16 protein-coding genes are annotated in these 18,337 nt (G+C 59.9%); 14 read left to right on the forward strand and 2 right to left on the reverse strand.

The genetic code is table 11. The features are described 5' to 3' along the window. The first annotated feature begins 3 nt into the window (after window positions 1-3). The 13 genes from ABIT76_08950 to ABIT76_09010 all read left to right on the forward strand — a co-directional run bounded on the left by ABIT76_08950 (window position 4) and on the right by ABIT76_09010 (window position 10,591). Entirely contained in the window at window positions 4-738 is a 735-nt protein-coding gene (locus ABIT76_08950) for an EcsC family protein (GenBank protein MEO7933270.1), read from the forward strand. 79 nt (window positions 739-817) lie between these two features. After that, on the forward strand, window positions 818-1,297 hold the full coding sequence (locus ABIT76_08955; GenBank protein MEO7933271.1) for a cyclic nucleotide-binding domain-containing protein: 480 nt from the start codon (window positions 818-820) through the stop codon (window positions 1,295-1,297). Window positions 1,298-1,350: 53 nt separating this feature from the next. Then, window positions 1,351-2,163 (forward strand): 50S ribosomal protein L11 methyltransferase, encoded by an 813-nt coding sequence (locus tag ABIT76_08960; GenBank protein ID MEO7933272.1) that lies wholly within the window; start codon window positions 1,351-1,353, stop codon window positions 2,161-2,163. Window positions 2,164-2,206: 43 nt separating this feature from the next. Continuing rightward, on the forward strand, window positions 2,207-2,557 hold the full coding sequence (locus ABIT76_08965) for a hypothetical protein (protein MEO7933273.1): 351 nt from the start codon (window positions 2,207-2,209) through the stop codon (window positions 2,555-2,557). A gap of 49 nt (window positions 2,558-2,606) precedes the next feature. Then, the gene (gene nuoB, locus ABIT76_08970; protein ID MEO7933274.1) at window positions 2,607-3,146 is read left to right on the forward strand and encodes an NADH-quinone oxidoreductase subunit NuoB; all 540 of its coding nucleotides are present in this window, start codon (window positions 2,607-2,609) and stop codon (window positions 3,144-3,146) included. 5 nt (window positions 3,147-3,151) lie between these two features. Then, window positions 3,152-3,724 (forward strand): NADH-quinone oxidoreductase subunit C, encoded by a 573-nt coding sequence (locus tag ABIT76_08975; protein ID MEO7933275.1) that lies wholly within the window; start codon window positions 3,152-3,154, stop codon window positions 3,722-3,724. Between the two features lie 65 nt (window positions 3,725-3,789). Further along, window positions 3,790-4,962, forward strand: coding sequence for a class I SAM-dependent rRNA methyltransferase (locus ABIT76_08980; GenBank protein MEO7933276.1), 1,173 nt, complete (start codon window positions 3,790-3,792; stop codon window positions 4,960-4,962). 134 nt (window positions 4,963-5,096) lie between these two features. Beyond that, complete coding sequence (locus tag ABIT76_08985; protein MEO7933277.1) at window positions 5,097-6,803, forward strand: hypothetical protein; 1,707 nt, start codon at window positions 5,097-5,099, stop codon at window positions 6,801-6,803. Window positions 6,804-6,849: 46 nt separating this feature from the next. Beyond that, window positions 6,850-7,476, forward strand: a complete 627-nt coding sequence (locus ABIT76_08990) for a hypothetical protein (protein ID MEO7933278.1) — start codon at window positions 6,850-6,852, stop codon at window positions 7,474-7,476. Further along, a complete protein-coding gene (locus tag ABIT76_08995) occupies window positions 7,473-7,856 on the forward strand; it encodes a hypothetical protein (protein MEO7933279.1) in 384 nt (127 codons plus the stop codon). Before ABIT76_08990 ends, ABIT76_08995 begins: the two co-directional genes overlap by 4 nt. Before the next feature lie 8 nt (window positions 7,857-7,864). After that, window positions 7,865-8,152 carry an Asp-tRNA(Asn)/Glu-tRNA(Gln) amidotransferase subunit GatC gene (gatC, locus tag ABIT76_09000; GenBank protein MEO7933280.1) on the forward strand — a complete coding sequence of 96 codons (288 nt, stop codon included), beginning with the start codon at window positions 7,865-7,867 and terminating at the stop codon, window positions 8,150-8,152. A gap of 4 nt (window positions 8,153-8,156) precedes the next feature. Then, window positions 8,157-9,599 (forward strand): Asp-tRNA(Asn)/Glu-tRNA(Gln) amidotransferase subunit GatA, encoded by a 1,443-nt coding sequence (gene gatA, locus ABIT76_09005; protein ID MEO7933281.1) that lies wholly within the window; start codon window positions 8,157-8,159, stop codon window positions 9,597-9,599. Window positions 9,600-9,664: 65 nt separating this feature from the next. Next, window positions 9,665-10,591, forward strand: coding sequence for a helix-hairpin-helix domain-containing protein (locus ABIT76_09010; protein ID MEO7933282.1), 927 nt, complete (start codon window positions 9,665-9,667; stop codon window positions 10,589-10,591). A 277-nt stretch (window positions 10,592-10,868) separates the two neighbouring features. Here ABIT76_09010 and bioF read toward each other — a convergent pair whose 3' ends face one another. Next, window positions 10,869-12,059, reverse strand: coding sequence for an 8-amino-7-oxononanoate synthase (bioF, locus tag ABIT76_09015; protein MEO7933283.1), 1,191 nt, complete (start codon window positions 12,057-12,059; stop codon window positions 10,869-10,871). A gap of 3 nt (window positions 12,060-12,062) precedes the next feature. Next, window positions 12,063-13,121 carry an LOG family protein gene (locus tag ABIT76_09020; protein MEO7933284.1) on the reverse strand — a complete coding sequence of 353 codons (1,059 nt, stop codon included), beginning with the start codon at window positions 13,119-13,121 and terminating at the stop codon, window positions 12,063-12,065. A 248-nt stretch (window positions 13,122-13,369) separates the two neighbouring features. Here ABIT76_09020 and ABIT76_09025 point away from each other — a divergent pair, with 248 nt between their 5' ends. Continuing rightward, complete coding sequence (locus ABIT76_09025) at window positions 13,370-18,283, forward strand: hypothetical protein (GenBank protein ID MEO7933285.1); 4,914 nt, start codon at window positions 13,370-13,372, stop codon at window positions 18,281-18,283. Window positions 18,284-18,337: the final 54 nt, after the last annotated feature.

Raw genomic sequence — 18,337 nt, forward strand, 5'->3', positions numbered from 1 at the left:
AGTATGTCCGGTCCGCAACTTGCCACGAATGTTCACTCGCGCATCACGAGCGCGATTCTGGACGCGGTCGGCCACATTCCCGACACCGAGGAACAGCGCAGCCGCACGCCGCTGGAACGCGCGCGGCAGATCGCCTCGGCCTCCGCGGTAAAAGCCGCGCTCGCCGCCAGCGCACTCTCCGCGCCTCCCGGTTTGGCCGGAATGCTGACGCTTCTGCCCGAGCTGATGACCATCTGGCGGCTGCAAACGAAAATGGTGGCCGACATCGCCGCCGTTTACGGGCAAAAGGCGAAACTCAGCCGCGAGCAGATGCTTTATTGCCTCTTCCGGGCGACCGCCGCGCAAGCCGTCGGCGCGCTCGTGGTGATCGTCGGAGAAGGCGTGCTCGTGCGGCGTCCGACTTTGATCGTATTGCAAAATATCGCGGGCAAGATCGGAATCAAAGTCAGCCAGCGGTTGCTCGGCAAAGGCATCGCCCGCTGGCTGCCGGTCGTCGGCGCACTCGGCGTCGGAGCCTACACGTATTATGAAACGGGCCAAGTCGCGCAGACGGCGATCGAGTTGTTTGAGAAAACCATCGAAGTCGAATCCGAGGTCTTGCCGCTGCCCGAAAAGCCGAAGCGCACCAGAAAACCAGCAGCGAAAAAAGCGGCTCTGAAGAAGGAAAAGGAGCCCAAAGAGCCGAAGCCCAAACGCGCAAAACGTTCCCCCAAGAAAGCGGAGAAGCCAGAGAGCTAGCGGTGAACGAGCCGACTGGAACGGCTCAAGTTTTTCTTTGGTCATCGCCGGAATCTTGTGACATCGTTTCCACCCCGCGATGAAAGTCTATACTCCCCTGGAAGACGTCGAGCCGGTCGTGGCGATCCTCTCGCAGATCTCGTTTCTCGGCGGAGTCTCCGATGCCCAGCGCGACCAGATTTTTCCGCTGCTGGAGATGGGATTTTTTAAGAAAGGCGAATACGTCACCCGGCGCGGTGAGGAGCCGTCGCACATTTATATCATCAAAAGTGGCCGCATCGACCTGCTCATCACCGACCACGAGGTGGAGGTGAAAAAACGGGAATTTAACGTCGGCAACTGCTTCGGCGAGGCGGCCATGCTTTCCATGATCAACAACACCGCGTCCTTCGTCGCCGCCGAGGACACGGAACTCATCATGCTTTCGCGCCGCGCCCTGAATCGCCTGCGCGGCAGCGACCCCGAGGTCTTCGCGATTCTCGTGCTCAATCTTGCGCGCGAACTCGCCCGCAAACTCCAGTATTCCGACGACATCCTGCTCCGCACGAGCACGAGGTGAGGCGCTGAAATTTCCCGGCTGGCGGGCGGCGGCGGGATCGTTCAGCATCGCTCATGCACGTCTGGTCGGTCACCTGTCTCCCAAAAAATCTCGATGAAACGCTCCTGCGGCTGGCCCATTGCGATGCAACTCGACTCGTCGTCACCCGCACACCGGGGAAACAGCGGCAGACCATCCAGTATTTCGCGGAAACCCGGGACGAGGCGACTTCGATTCAAATGGAACTCGGCTCAGGCGACGTCGCCGAAGTCAGCGACGCGTGGAAAACCGCCCTGCCAGCGCACGCGCCGATCCGGATTCGCGACCGATTTCTGATCGTCGAAACGACTGGCGCCGACCCTCGCGAAATCGTCATTCCCGCCGGACTCGCCTTTGGCACGGGCGATCATCCGACCACGGCGAGTTGCCTGCGATTGCTCTGCGATGTGGCGAAAAATTTGGGAGGCAAAAAATGGAGCCTGCTCGACGTTGGCACCGGCTCGGGTTTGCTCGCCATCGCCGCTCGCAAACTCGGCGCGAGCCCTGTGGCCGGGTTCGATTACGATCCATTTTCCATTCGCACTTCGAAGGAAAACGCCCGCGCCAACGCCGTTCGCGGCATCCAGTGGAGCCAGCAGGATTTGCTGAAATTTGCAGCCGAGTTCCAATACGATGTCGTCGCGGCGAACATCTTCAGCGAACTGTTTCTGGCGAGTTGGAGTCGTATCCGACCTACGATCACGCCCGGAGGATGCTTCATTCTCTCGGGCATTTTGCGTTTCCAGGCCGACGATTGCCGCGCGGCGATCACGCAGGCTGGATTCGAGATTCTTCGCGAAGTTCGCTTGGGAAAATGGGTCACTTTTCTGGCTGAAGCAGGGAAATAGTTCGCCAAGGTTCCTGCCGGTCTCTACACCAGTCACGTAAGTTATGAATTATCTCGTCCATTCTTTCATCGCCATCCTCGTTCGCGTGAGCGGCAACACGCTGGTCTGCGACGAGGGGACGGAGATCGAGGATTTATTCAGCGACGAGTTCGACACGCTCGACTTCGAGCTGGCCAAGTGCGCCTTTGAGGCCACGCACAAAGTCATCTTCCTCGAGCCCGGCGACGATGAGGAATCGGAGGAATATCTCCACTTTTCCATCGAGGATTACATCGAGAAATGCGTCAATCCCGCCGAGCAAAACGACCCGCTTTTCATCACCGAGCGTTTTCTGCTTTTCCAGGAGGCACTGGAGGATGCGCTCGACAACGACGAGGAAAACTTTGACCGCTAAAGTTTCTTTTCCTTGCCTCGTGGCGTAGGATTCCTACGATAACTTTTTTATGGAAACACTCGCTCCAGCCGATCATCCCAGCGCCGCCTACGACTCCAAGGTCGAGGGCAACGTGATCTTTACCAAACTCGACTCCGCCATCAACTGGATGCGCAAAAACTCCCTCTGGCCCATGCCGATGGGACTCGCCTGTTGCGCGATCGAGCTCATGGCCACGGGCGCGAGCCGGTTCGACATTGCCCGCTTCGGAGCTGAGGTCATGCGATTTTCCCCGCGTCAAGCCGACGTCATGATCGTCGCCGGCACCGTCACCTATAAAATGGCGCTCGCCGTCAAACGCATCTGGGACCAAATGCCCGAGCCCAAATGGTGCATCGCCATGGGTGCCTGCGCCTCCAGCGGCGGCATGTATCGCAGCTACGCCGTCCTCCAGGGGATCGACCAGCTCATCCCGGTCGATGTCTATGTTTCCGGCTGCCCTCCGCGGCCCGAGGCGCTCCTGGAGGGTCTTATGAAATTGCAGAACAAGATCATGACCGAATCCTCGTCTCACGAGCAGAAAGAAGAGTTCTTCGCCTCCCTTTCTTAAACACCATGAAACTCGCCGACGCTTCCGCCGCCCTCGCGAAACAATTTGGCGCCGCCCTCCTTCACACGAAGGAATTTCGCGGCGAGACCACGCTTCTCTTCACTGCCGAAAGCATCAAACCCGCGCTGCAGTTTGCCAAGGAAACCCTCGGGTTCGACTTCTTACTCGACATCAGCAGCGTGGATAATTTCGGCGACGAACCGCGTTTCGAGATCGTCTATGAAATCTATTCGCTGACCACGCACCTCCATCTGCGGCTGAAATGCACCGTCTCCGAGGACCATCTTTCCGTGCCGACGATCACCGACCTTTGGGCGACGGCCGACTGGCACGAGCGCGAGATTTACGACATGATGGGGATCAAATTCGACGCGCATCCCGATCTGCGCCGCATCCTCATGTGGGACGGCTACCCGTTTTTCCCCTTGCGCAAAGACTTCCCGCTCGCGGGCCGTCCCAGCGAAATGCCCGACGTCGCCTTCACAAAATCCGCCCCGCTGGCTGGTGGACCCTTCGTCACCTCGCCCAGCACCGCCACCGCCAAAGACCGCGAACCCCGCGCCAAAGAACAGCGGTAAAAATCAGACAGACCGCGCGCCGCATTTTTTAGTTTGCAGCCGGTGGCGAGGGCATAAAGTCCGGGATGGCCGGACTCGTGATCAAACCTCGCTCGCAGATTTTACATGGACACGACTGGGTTTACGCCAGCGAGGTGCTAAAGGCGTTTGGCGATCCGCAGGATGGCGATGTCGTGTCGCTGAAGGACGGCAAGGACCGGCTGCTCGGCTCGGCCATTTATAACAAACGCTCGCAAATCGTCGCGCGGCGTTTTTCTCGTCAACGCCAGGAGCTGGACCTCGATTTCTTTACCCGGCGCATCCGGCAGGCGGTGGAATATCGCGAGCGGCGCGGCGTGCGGAGCGACCTTTGCCGGCTCGTCTGGAGCGAGAGCGACGGGCTGCCCGGCGTCATTGTGGATCGTTATGGCGCGACGCTCGTTCTGCAAACACTCACCCTTGCGATGGATCAGCGGAAAAATCTCATCGTCGAAGCTCTGGTCGCCGTCGTGAATGGCATTTCCGGCATCGTCGAGCGCAACGAAAGTGGCTCGCGCAAGGCCGAGGGACTCGAGTTGCAGTCGGGTCTGCTCTGGGGCGACGCGCCGGTGCCGAGAGTATTTGAAATGGCGGGAGTGAGCTTCGAGATCGACGCCGGAGCCGGGCACAAGACGGGGTTTTATCTGGACCAGGTGGAAAATTACAGCCGGGTGGCAGAGGTCTCTTACGGACGGCGCGTGCTGGATTGTTTTAGCAGTCAGGGCGGATTTGCGCTGGCTTGCGCAAAAGCGGGCGCGGGCGAGGTGCTGGCCGTCGAAGTGAGCGGGGACTTGTGCAACAAGATCGAGGCCAACGCGCGGCGCAATGAACTGAAAGTCAAAGCCTTGGAAGCCAATGTGTTCGACTTCCTCAGCACGCAAACGCGCTCGGGTTCGACTTACGATTTGATCGTCCTGGACCCGCCGTCGTTTGCCAAAGGGAAGGGAAAAATCGACGACGCGCTGCGGGGTTACAAAGAGATCCATCTGCGGGCGCTGCAACTCCTCGCGCCTGATGGAATGATCGCGACGTTTTCCTGTTCGCATCACATGACTTCCAGTCTTCTCAACGAGGTGATCGTCGATGCGTCGAACGATGCGAAACGTTCCGTGCGCCAGATCGCGACCTACAGCCAGGGCCTGGATCATCCGATCCTGCCGCATCTGCCGGAGACGCATTATTTGCACGGCGTCTTGTTGGAAGCGATGCGCGGACGTTAGATGAAAGCGGTGGTTTTTCTTCGGGAGCGCACGCGTCTCGCGTGTTCCAGCGGGCGTCCCGTCCGATGGCTTTCACCGAGCTTCCCGGCGAGACGCCGGCAAGGACACGCCAGACGCGTGCGCTCCCGAAGCCTATGAGCTCCAGCATTCAATCCGTTCCATTTTTGGTGCAGATGGGTCGGACGAAGTGGCTCATCCTGCTGGCGTTTTTCAGTCGAGTTAGAACGCAATCACGCCTGCTAACCGCCGTGTTAGGAACCTTCCTCGCGGGCTACCTCGCCGCGGCGTACTTCCTGTTTTATCAGGGGCTGCACTTCGTCAACGGCTTCCCACTCGTCGGCACACTCATCTCGCAGCGCATCCTCTATCTGCTCTTCGCGTTCTTCTTCCTGATGTTAGTCTTTTCTAACATCATCATCGGCTACAGCACGCTCTTCCGAAACCGCGAAACGGCCTGGCTCCTCACCTTGCCAGTCGATCACCGCGATGTCTTGCAATGGAAATATCTGGAATGCCTCGCCGTATCGAGTTGGGCCTTGGTCTTTCTCAGTGCGCCGCTGCTGCTGGCCTACGGACGACTCTACGAAGTCGGCTGGAGCTTCTATCTATTCATGCCGCTGCTTTACCTGCCGTTCCTCATCATCCCGGCGGCGCTGGGCGTGTTCGGCATTTTACTAACAGTTAGAATCCTGGCGCATCCTTGGCTTGGAAAAGCATTGCTAACCTTGGCGTTGCTGGTCGCCGCAATTGCCATTTTCAGAATCCAACCTAACTCCGCCGACGCCGTAACAGGCGCTGACAGCATGATCTTTGAAAAACTCCTGCGCAACTCCCGGCTCGTCATCAGTCCCTGGCTGCCGAGCACGTGGCTGGTGCAATCGCTCCTGAGTTGGCGTGATGGAACGCAGGGCACGGCCTGGTTTTATTTCGGCGTCTTGTTGAGCAACGCAATGTTAGTCCTGCTCGCCGGCGTGGCGGGTTTCAGCCGGCTCTTTTACGGCAGCTACGGCGCGGCGATTCGCCTGCAAGCCGCGCGCCAGGCGGCGAGGGGAAGGGCCATTGCGATGCAACTCCCCTGGACGGAACGGCTCGCGCGCGTGCTGCCGTTGGACCGTCAATTTTCCGCGCTGGTCTTAAAGGACGCCCGCATCTTCTGGCGCGATCCGGCGCAATGGATTCAGTGCGTCATCTTCTTCGGTTTGCTGGCGTTGTATTTTGCGAACTTGCGCAACTCCAAACTCGACTTCGATAACCCTTTCTGGCCCACGCTCATCGGTTACCTGAACCTCGCCGCCGCCTCGCTCACCCTGTCCACGCTGACCACGCGTTTCATTTTCCCGCAGTTCAGCCTCGAGGGAAAACGCCTCTGGATTCTCGGCTTGGCTCCACTCGGGTTGGAACGTGTCGTGCGCCAGAAATTCTGGACCAGCGCCAGCGCCGCCGCCGTGGTGACGATTCCGCTGATGATCCTCTCCGGCGTTATTCTCGGGCAAAGCGTCGGGCGCGTCCTGTTCTTCATCGGCGCGGCGATCTGCATGGGCACGAGTCTTTCCGGGCTCGCTGCGGGCCTTGGGGCGATCTTTCCGAATTTGAAGGAAGATAACCCAACGAAGATCGTTTCCGGCTTCGGCGGCACGCTTTGTCTGGTCGGGAGTTTTCTCTACATCCTCGTCTTCATTCTCCTGATCGCGCTGCCCGGAATGCGCGAGGTGATGGACCCCGCAGGCCGTCCCGGACGCTGGACGGACGCCTTGATCGGAGTTGCATTGCTATGGACGGCGCTGAATACGTTTTTTCCCCTCTGGCTCGCAGAAAAAAGGGTGAAAAATCTGGAGTTTTAGCCGCCGACTTCTATCATGCTGCGAAGTTCGCCGCCTCACTCACTTTATGCCCGATTATTCCAACCCTTACGGACACTCCGACCAAGACCTGAATCTGCCGGACCCTGATTTGGACACCGGCGCCATGCTCGATTCGCAGGTGCAGAAAGCGCAGGAGCAACTGCTCGCCCTGCGTCGTCAGGCAGACCAGATCGAGAAACAAAAACGCGAGCTGGAAGACCTCAGTCAGCGTCAGGAAGAGCTTGAGCGCGGTCGCAACGACATGATCGAGAAACTCAGCCGCTCACTCACGATCATCGAGCGCGAAGCCGTCGAGGCCGAGCGCCGGGTCGATCATCTGCGGAACACGCACGAGGCCTTTTCCCAGCACCTGGATTTGCTGGAAAGCATCAATCCGAAAACATGGTCGCCCACCGACCTCGGCAAGGAGCTTTCCAAGGCCCAGAGCGACGTCGAGGACGCCCGCGCGGTTTATTCCAAAAACCGCGCCAAGATTGGACTCGAAGCCGCCGAGTCATCGGGTGGCAACGCCTCCATCGCCAGCTACGTCGGCGAGACGGGCGAGGCCCAAGGCTTTCTTTATTGGCTGAACGCCGGGTTCGCCTTCACCCTGCCGCTGCTCGTGCTCGGCCTCATCGCGCTCATCGTTTACTTCATCCATTCCGCCAAGTGAAACGCCGTCCCGCCTCGAAAAAACCGACCTCGGCGAAGTCCTCGCCATTCAACCACGTCCAGCGCCAGCTTGCCGATACTGAGGCCAAACTGAAGCGCGACATGGAAACTCTGGAGCGCCAGATCAGCGAGGCCCCCGCGCGCAAGCAGGAGCAACTCCGCCGCCAGGCCACAGAGATCATGCGCCGCCACGAGCAGACTCGAGGGTCCGATTTCTTTTCCTCCATCCCCGACAAGCGGGCCTACCAGCTCAACACCACCATGACGGCCCCGCGCGGCCGCCGCAAAGGCGAGAAACGCGCCGCGCAATATCAGTTTCTCGCGCTGATGGTTCTTCTCGCGCTGGCGATTTTCTTCGTCTTGAAGATGCTCCCTTGGTAGAAAAATTTATGAGCCAGCCCGACTTCGACGTCCGCCACATTGCCCATCTCGCCCGCATCGAATTGACCGATGACGAGGCCACTCAATTTCAATCGCAGATCGGCCATGTGCTCGAATACGTCGCCAAAATGCGCACCGTCGATGTCACCGGCATCGAGCCCACGGCCCACGCCTACCCGATTTACAACGTCTTTCGCGAGGACGTGCCGCGCGACTGGTTCACGCCCGCCGAGGCGCTGGCGAATGCACCGCATCAGGCCAATCAACTCTTCGTCGTCACCAAGGTTCTCGAATAAATAAATGCACACGCTCACCATCGCCGGTCTGCGGCGCAAACTCGTCGGTAGGGAAGTCACGGCCACGGAAGTCATCGAAGCCCTCGCCAGCCGCATCCAGTCGGTCGATCCGCAGGTCCAGGGATACCTCTCTTACTCGATTGAAAACGCGCTCGCGGAAGCGAAAAACGCCAACCTCGATCTCCCGCTCGGCGGCGTGCCGATCGCGATCAAGGACGTCATCGCCGTCCAGGGCGAGCAAAACACCTGCGCCTCGAAAATCCTCGAAACTTATCGCGCTTCCTTCTCGGCCACCGTCATTCACAAGCTGCGCGCAGCGGGTGCGATTCCCTTCGGACGCTGCAATCTCGATGAGTTTGCGATGGGTTCCTCCACGGAAAATTCCGCCTACCAGAAAACCAAAAACCCATGGGAATTGGATCGCATTCCGGGTGGTTCCAGCGGCGGCTCGGCGGCGGTCGTGGCGGCGGATGAAGCGTTTGCCTCGCTTGGCTCCGACACCGGCGGTTCCATTCGCCAACCAGCGGCGCTTTGTGGCTGCGTCGGGTTAAAGCCGACTTACGGACGCGTCTCGCGTTTCGGCCTCACCGCCTTTGCCTCCTCTCTCGATCAGATCGGACCCTTCGCCAAAACCGTGGAAGACGCCGCGCTCGTCCTCAACGCCCTGTCCGGTCTCGATCCGCTCGATTCCACTTCGCTCGACATTCCCGTGCCCGATTTCACCGCCGACCTCGGCAAAGACATTCGCGGAATGCGGATCGGACTCCCCAAAGAATATTTCATCGCTGGCATCGATCCCCAAGTCGAACGCGCCGTGCGCGCTGCCGTCGATCATTACGCTTCGCTCGGGGCCGAGATCATCGATGTTTCGCTCCCGCATACTGAGCACGCGGTCGGCGTTTATTACATCATCGCGACCGCCGAGGCGTCGGCCAATCTCGCCCGCTTCGATGGCGTGCGTTACGGGCATCGCTCGAAGTCGGGTCAGGGTCTGCTCGAGCATTACCTGAAAACCCGCGCCGAAGGCTTCGGCCCCGAGGTGAAGCGCCGCATCATTCTCGGCACCTACGTTCTCAGCTCCGGCTACCACGACGCCTACTATTTGCAGGCGCAAAAAGTCCGCACCCTCATCCGGCGCGACTTCACCCAGGCCTTTGAAAAAGTGGACGCGATCATCTGCCCGACATCGCCGACGCCCGCCTTCAAGATCGGGGAAAAATCCAACGACCCGCTCGCGATGTATCTCGCCGACATCTTCACCATCGCCACGAATCTGGCCGGTCTCCCCGGTCTGAGCCTCCCCTGCGGATTCGCCGAGGTGGACGGCAAACACCTCCCCATTGGAGTGCAACTTCTTGGGAAATCCTTCGACGAAAGCAACCTCCTCCGCCTCGCCCACGCCTACGAGCAGACGACGGAATGGCACAAGGCCCGTCCGGCGTTGTAAGCCGCTTTCTTATGTAAACGCCTGAGTTGCAGGCAGACGCGCGCCGGTTATCTTGGGTTCCCCCCATGAAACGTCTTCTGTCTCGTCTCGTCCTCGTCTGGCTGGTTGTTCTCCAAGTCGCATCGGTTTATGCCGACAAATGGACCACGCTGAAGGACTGCAAACTCGTCCGCTCCGAGTATGGCGACGGCGACAGTTTCCACGTCTATGCCGCGGGCACCGACTACATCATTCGCCTCTATTTCGTCGATTGCGCCGAGACGAACGACAGCTACCCCGACCGCGTGGAAACGCAGGGTGCTTACTGGAAAATCGACACTAAGAAAACATTGGAACTCGGCAAGAAAGCGGAGGAATTCACCAATCGGAAACTGTCGAAGCCCTTCACCGTCATCACCCAGTTTCTGAACGCTCGTGGGGCGAGCAACCAACCGCGCTACTACGGATTTGTCTATCCCGAGAACGGCAAGGAAATCCTCCAGGAACAGCTTGTTGCGAACGGTCTGGCGCGAGTCTTCGGCATGAACACGCGGCTGCCCGACGGACGCGACGTGGACGCTTTTCACCAGCAATTGACGCGGCTCGAAGACAAGGCGAAGTCGCAACATCTCGGCGGCTGGGGCGGAAAAGAAGCCGTCGAAGTGAAAGCCCCGACGAACGACGATTTCTTCAACCGCGCCCGCGCCCTATCCAAGGCCACGCCGCTGCCAACACCCGCACCGACGCCCACTCCAGCGACCGTGACGGCCACACCGCAGGTCCCGGCGAAAACGACCGGGCCGAGGTTGTCGCCCAACGGGTCGAGTTTGGTAAATATCAACACGGCATCGGCGGAGGAAATCAACACCCTGCCGAAGATCGGCGACGTGCTCACCCAGCGGATCATCGCCGGTCGCCCTTACAAAACCGTCAGCGACCTGATGATGGTGAAAGGCATGAAGTCCTCGATCATGGACGCGATCACGCCCCGAGTCACCGTGGACGGGAACTGAGATAATTCATATCGAATTTCTCCGAAGCGGGCTTGCAGTGCTGCACAAAGCATTCGGAATTTCCCAAGTGCCATTTGCAGGACTGCACAGTGCCTTCGGAATTTTCCGAACACGGTTTGCAGGGCTGCATGGTGCGTTCGGAGTTTTCCGAATGAGGTTTGCAGTGGTGCGCGGTGTCTTCGGAATTTCCCGAAGGGGATTTGCAGAGGCGCACAGTGGATGCGGGAGTTTTCCGAAAGGAATTTGCAGCCTTGGTTGGGCTGCCAGCGATTTTTTCTTAATCTCCCGCGACTTCCAAGGGAATGGGGCAGAGGCGGGCGAGGGCTTCGCAGAGGGCGTCGATCTGCTCTGTGGTGTGGAGGGCGTTGACGGTGATGCGGAGTCGGGCAGCACCCTTCGCGACGGTTGGGTAACGGATCGCTGGAACGTGGAAACCTTCCTCAAAGAGCGACCTCGCCAGGAGCAGGGCGTCTTCTTCGCCGCCGACGATCCAGGGGAGAATCGCCGAGCCGGCGGCGGGATAATTGGGATCGATCTTGCGCAGGGCTTTTTCGAGGTGGCGGATGTTTTGCCAGAGAGCCTTGCGGCGTTCGTCCCCTTCGGGGGAGGCGACGAAGTTCACCGCTGCCGTCGCCGCTGCGGCCAGCATCGGAGGGACGGCGGTGGAAAAGATGAAACTCCGGGCGCGGTTGACCAGGAGTTCGATCATCACGCGGCTGGCACAAATGTAGCCGCCGCTGACGCCGAGTGCCTTGCTCAGCGTGCCCATTTGCAGGTCGATCTTGCTGGCGACTCCGAGCTTTTCGGCGAGTCCGCGTCCGTGCGCGCCGAGGATGCCGACGGCGTGCGCCTCATCGACAAGCAGGTAGGCCTGGTATTTCTGTTTCAAGGCGACGATTTCCACGAGCGGCGCGTGGTCGCCGTCCATGCTGAAGATGGATTCGGTGATGATGAGCACGCGGCTCTCGGGATGATTTTCGCGGGCCCATTCGAGGTGGCTTTCGAGTTTGCCGAGATGATTGTGAGGGAACACGCGGACGACGGCCTGGCTCAACCGCGCGGCGTCGATCAGGCAGGCGTGGGCGAGTTTGTCGATAATGATGACATCGTGTTTGCCGACGAGCGATTGGACGGCTCCGAGGGCAGCGGCGTGACCGCTGGAAAAGGTAAGCGCGGCCTCGGTGCGCTTGAAGGCGGCGAGCGTTTTCTCCAACTGGATGTGCGGCGTGAGCGTGCCGCAAACCAACCGCGACGCGCCGGCTCCGACTCCGTATTTTTCCAGCGCAGCCTGAGCCGCCTCGACGAGAACCGGGTCGCTGGCGAGGCCGAGGTAGTCGTTGGAGGAAAAATTCAGCAACCGTTTGCCAACGAGCGCGATTTCGTTGCCCTGCGGTGTGACGATTTCCCTCAAACTCCGATGGAGCGAGCGCGAACGAATCTCGGCGAGCTGTTCGGCGACGGTGATCATGATCTAACTCCCGAGCAATCGCTGGACGGTCGGGACCACGTCCTCGAGCTTCGTCACTTCGGTGTAAAAGCCCTGGCCGCCCGCCGCTTCGAGCAGTGGGAAAAGCGGACCCCAGAAGCGGGTGCCGTCTTCCATCAGGCGGTTGAAAATGATCACCGGTTTGCCTTCCATGATCTTCGAGTTTTGCTGGTGCAAAATGAGGAGCGCGAGCAATTCCTGAAACGTCCCTGCGCCGCCGGGAAAGATGACGAACGCCTGCGAACGCTGGATCATGACCTCCATGCGCAGGTAAATATCGGGCCGCGGCCAGAAGCAACTGATGCCATCGGGCAGCCCCTCGAGTTCGATAATGTGCGGGACGTTGGAACCGCCGCTCCAGCCGTTGGCCTCGATCGCGCCGCGAACGACGGAACCCATGACGCCGCTGTTGCCCGCGCCGGAAATGCAGCCGAGCCCCGCGTCGGCGAGGGCTTTGCCGAGGAGGTAGCCGTCGTTGATGACTTCGGGTGTCTTGATGCTGGCGGAGCAGAAAACGCAGACGTTTTGCGGCGGCATTCCGATAACGATGTCCTCGGTCGCATCGGTCGGAGCGCAGTCGTCAATCGGATCGGACTCGAGTCTGTTTTCGCCGATGACCGGGTCGTTTTGGAGCCATTCGATCACTTCCTGAGCCGACTTCACCGGGATGAGCAGCTCGCGATATTCCTGGCGGATCATCCCCGTGACGTGCAGGTGATCCATGAGCGCGTAATACATTCCCCAGGAACCGTCCTCGTCGAGCACGAGAGTCGGTTTTCCATTCAAATGCGGGTCCTGCGTTTGGTAGCCGACGAGCACGGAGGTGGCTTTAAACATATCCTCCAGCGTTGCGCCGGGCGTGAAGACGAACGCATCGGACTCGATGATTTTTTTTTCAATATTCCGCAGCGTGATGCGCTGGTCGCCATTGGCATTGTAAATATCCCAGCCCGCGCGGAAGAGAAGATAGAGCAAACGCGAACGCACCTCGCGCTGGGGATCGTCTTTTCCCTTCAGCCGACCAGAAAATCTAACAATAGGCATACTCGGGGAGAAAAGAGCAAAGCGCCTAGAGAATCAAGAGCGCAAATCGCCACTTCCACCAAAGCACGTTCGATCGAAGCTGGAGCCTCGTAAAGCCAATCGACGGAACGTCAACCCATAAGTGACTTCAAGAGATTTCAATGACGGCGAGCGGTGCTTCCCCTTGTCAGAAACCACATTTTGATTGGTTGCTTGACAGTATTTGCACGGATCTCATACACATGAACAACCGAACCCCCTGTTGTACTATGAAGCAACCGCGTTTTAAGAAATTCGGGAAGGCACCTGTAGCGACCCGCGCTCTGCGCTTTCTCCTTCTCGTCACTCTCACCACTCTACAGCACGCCCGCGCTGCTTCCGATGCCCAGACGGGCACAAACGGAGCCAATGGTAATCCGCCGGGTGACGGCACTGGTGCTTCCGCTGTCGCGATCAGCGGCGATTCGGTCAATTCGGCCGCAGCCACAGGCGGTAAAGGTGGAAATGGCACTGCCAACCCTTCGCCGGGCGGCAGTGGCGGAGCGGCCAGCGCAATTTCCGAAACCAAAGGTGCGTATGCTGCCGCAACGGCTCTTTCCTCTAGCAGGGGAGGTGCAGGAGGAGATGCCAACGGGGGTAATTCAGGAAAGGGCGCCGATTCGACCGGCTCAGCAAACGCGTCTTCCTCTGGCAGCAGTGCCAATGTCTATTCCTCGTCCAATGCCCAAGGTGGACTTGGTGGGACGGTAATTGGAGGGTCGGGAAATGCCGGAGCAGGCGGTTCCGCCAGCAGCCATTCGACTTCCAATGCGAGCGGGCCCGGCGGTGCCATTCAGGTCTACGACATTGCGTATGGAGGCGTCGGGGGCGGCATTCTTCAGGCCAGTGGAATTTTCGGAAATGGGGGCAGCGGCGGTGCCGCTTCCTCTTCAGCGGAAGGCTCTGCCACCAACGCGATCTTCACCAACTCCATCAACGCGGCAGCGAATGGCGGCATGGGCGGAGTGGGCCAGGGAGCCGGAAACAAAGGTGGAAATGGAGGTGCCGCAGCGGCCACTGCTCACGCCTCCAGCATGACTGGATCCAGTTTCACCCTTTTCTCCAATGCCACGGGCGGTGGCGGCGGAACCGGCTTTTTCGGCGCCAACGGCGGTGCCGGGGCAGGCGTTTCTGCCACTGATACCGTTAGCGGTTCCACTGCGGGGCTGCTCAACCTGACTCAATTGACCACAGGTGGACACGGCGGCAGCACTGGTGGCGGTGGAACGGTGGGAGTTGCCGGAAACGCCACTTCCGTTCTCCATGCCGCCAATGCAGGGGGTGGAAACCTGACCGCCAACACCACAGTCTCTGGCGGTGCAGGCGGCTCCGTCCTGAGTGGCACCGGAATTGCCGCAGGCAAGGGGGCCAACGCCAGCAACACCCTCACGGCAGATTCCAACCAAAGCGGCATTACGATGGAACTCAACGGAGAAGCCATCGGCGGCGGGGGCGGTTATGTTCATTACAACGGCACCACAGGTAAGGGAGGTGCGGGAGGGACTGCCACCAGCCATTCTTCCGTCACTTCCACAGGGAGCGAAGGCGGGGAGATCCGGATTCACGATTTTGCCACCGGCGGTTCTGGCGGCGGAGTGATTCTCGGTGCTACCGGCAGTGGAGGAAACGGGGGCAACGGGACTTCGGAAGCTACGGCCAGTAGTGTTGCATCCACCGTTCCTTTTTCGGGTCTCAACGCCATTGGCGTTGGCGGCGTTGGCGGACAAGCCTCCGGTGTAGGAAATAGTGGCGGCAGCGGCGGCTTTGGATCCGCCACTGCGGAAGCCACCAGCTCCGGCGGAGCCAACCTCGATGTACTTGCCAGCAAGGTCGGCGGCAGCGGGGGACTGGGGCTCGGCGGCGCTAATGGCGGAAATGGAGCTGCCGCCACAGCCAGCAATATTGTCAGTGGGTCCACCTCTGGATTACTAAGTCTGCATCAGGGGTCCACTGGAGGTGCGGGCGGAGGCGTGTCAGCGACTGGGGCAATAGGAAATGTTGGTCTGGCAGGTTCCGCTAACTCCACTCTCAACGCCACAAATCTCGGTGGCGGAAGCCTGATCAGCGAGAGTACAGCCACAGGCGGCGGGGGCGGGAACATCACCGGTGGGACAGGAGCGATGGCGGGAAATGGCGCAGGGGCAGTTAATCGAGTGACAGCGGTTTCGGGCACGAATTTTGGTCGGGTGGAAGCCTATGGAAGGGCTTATGGCGGATACGGTGGTGCCGTGCAGAACAGCGGGGCGAACGCCAGCGGTGGAAATGGTGGCAATGCAAATAGCGCGTCTTCAGCCACTTCCTATTTCAGCAGTGGCAGCCTGCGCGTGGATGATTTGGCGATAGGCGGCAGCGGTGGTCATGTGGGCCTTGGTGCCGTGGGCAGCGGCGGCAACGGGGGACTGGCGAATGCCAGAGCAACGGCCACCACTGGGTTTGCAGCGGCTGGTGAATTTAGCGACGGAATCCTGGCGACTGCCTTGGGAGGCCATGGCGGTGATGGATTTGGGGCGGGGAAAAGAGGTGGGAACGGCGCAAGCGCCTTTGCAACCGCAGAAGCTACCAGCACGGAAGGAGCTTTTTTAAATGTTTCTGCTAATCGGGTGGGCGGTGGAGGTGGTTTCGGCCGTGGTGGAGCGAACGGTGGAAATGGAGCGATTGTTTCTGCTACGAATACGGTCTCCGGCTCGACATCGGGCTTTTTGCAGTTGCGGCAAAGTACCACCGGCGGCTTCGGCGGCGGTGTCTCTCCGGCAGAAACTTTAGGAGCCCTAGGCACCGCAGGAACTGCGAGTTCGACTCTCCACGCCGCCAACCCTGGTGGTGGCAGTATCGCTGGATTTGGAAGCGCCCAAGGCGGCACCGGCGGTTCCATCGAAGGCGGCGCCGGCACAATCGCTTCGGCGGGAGGCAAGGCAGTGAATACTTTGACCTCGAGTTCCAATGCAAACAACGTCGCTGTTGAAGCTTACGGTTCTGCTGTGGGAGGCGTCGGAGGCTCAGTGCGAAATCTCAACACCACGGGCAATGCCGGTGCGGGCGGCAGCGCTTCCAGCAATTCCACCCTTTCTTCCAATGGTGTCGGCGGCGCTCTCCGCCTGAACGACTCCGCGATTGGAGGAACAGGCGGCAGCGTAATTTTCGGCGCTTCTGGCAGCGGCGGCAACGGTGGAACTGGAACGTCCACGGCCAAAGCGAACAGCGTGTCTGCCTCCACGGCTGGCACCCAGGGCATTATCGCACGTGGGACCGGTGGCAATGGCGGCACTGGCTCCGGCAACGGGAAAAAAGGTGGTAACGGCGCTGCTGGCGTGGCGACCACGAACGGAAATAGCTCCGACGGCGCGTCGCTCGATTTATATGGCATTCGAATCGGCGGCACTGGCGGCTATGGAAACAACGGAGCCAGCGGTGGCAATGGAGCTGGCCTGACTGGAGAAGATTTCGTTAGCGGTTCCACCAGCGGCACCCTTTCCCTTCATCAGACAGTCCTCGGAGGAGGAGGAGGCAGTTTCTCTGGCATCGGATCCGCGACCGCAGGCACAGCTGGAGGTGGCGTTTCCACCCTGCACGCTTCGAATTCTGGGAGTGGCAGCATCATTGGCTACAGCACCGCTCAGGGCGGAAACGGGGGCATTCTCAACTTCGGTTCAGGCGAAGTAGCGGGAAGCGGAGGGCGAGCTGCCAATATCCTCACTGCAACCTCGTCGGAAAACGGCAAAGCCGTTGAAGCTTACGGCGCTGCCCAAGGCGGCTCTGGCGGCTCCGTCAGCACAAGTACCGCGACCAGTAACCCTTTTGGCAATGGTGGCAATGGTGGCACGGCCAACAGCATTTCATCTATCACCTCAAGCGGGCTGGGAGGAACGATTACCCTTGTTGATTCCGCTCGGGGCGGCAACGGTGGCAGTGCCAACTCCAAAACTTTTGGTAGCGGCGGTAATGGCGGCTCTGCAACTTCCACTGGAAACGGATCCACCAATACCGCTACTACTCAGGCAATCGGTGGCTTCGATGCCATAGCCACCGGCGGCAGCGGGGGCAGGGGATACGGTGCGGGCAAGCACGCCGGCAATGGAGCGGCTGCCACGGCAAACGTCACCGCCTCCAGCTCGGGAGGAGCATTCCTTAGAATCTCTGCTTTAGCCAGAGGCGGCACCGGCGGCGTGGGATTTAATGGAGCAACAAGCGGGGCCGGAGGAAATGCGCGTGCCACTGCCGATGCAAGCACCAGCAGGATAGGCACCGCCGTGGCTTCCGCAGTCGGAGGCTATGGGCAGGCCGGAAGCACGGCAGGAACGGCTATCGCTCGCGTCAACAGCCGCGTGTCCGGCGGAACCGTGCGAGCGACAGCCGCTTCATCTTCAGCCGGTCTGGTAAGAACGGTATCAGCGGCTGCTCAAATCTACGTGCGCACAGACGCCTCCGTTGAGGCGCGCACGGGCATCGGCAGTGCGAATCCTTCGCGTTCGCTCGGCAACGGCCTGGAAAGCGCCAGTTACGCCATTGGCCTGCCCACCGCAGCCAACGTCCAACAAATCGTTGCCTCCAATCCAAACGTCGCTTCCCATCTCGATGTCAACGGCTCCGGCACCATGCTCGGGCTCGTCCTCTTGCAAGGCGGCCATTCCTCCGCACCCAGCGGGTCGCAGACGGCCACCTCCTCCGCCTCCTTCAGCTTGGATCTCGCCCAATTACCCTCTCTCGATCACCTCAAAGTCGGCCTGCTCGATCCGCTCAGCACAGGCAATGGGTTTTCCACGCTCCAATTCACCGTCACCGTCGAGGGCTCCATTGTAGAATCGAGAAGCTTCACGAGCCTTGCTCTGGCCGGAGCTTATTTCAATGACCAGACGCTCGACTTTGGCGACATTGAAGCAGGCGTTACGGGCTATCTTGACATCAGTTTTGCGCTATCGGTAACAACACAGGCGCAGCCCGACAGCTACAGCATCAATCTGCTTTTTGCCAACGTCTCGGAAGTCAATGGATTCGCGCCCGTTGCGTTTCGTCAGTCCTTCGATGCCGTAGCCGTTCCCGAGCCTTCCACTTTGGCGCTCCTCATCTCCACTGGCGTCCTACTTGTCTCTCTCCGACAGCTTGCTTGGTCCGTGAAAAAGCGATGCCGAGCGGGAATCTCGCGCTGAGAAACAACTTTACTCTTGTCCTGTCGAGGCTGGTCGGCGAAAAGAGGCGTTCCC

This window comes from Chthoniobacterales bacterium (assembly GCA_039930045.1).
Taxonomy (GTDB): Bacteria; Verrucomicrobiota; Verrucomicrobiia; order Chthoniobacterales; family DASVRZ01; genus DASVRZ01.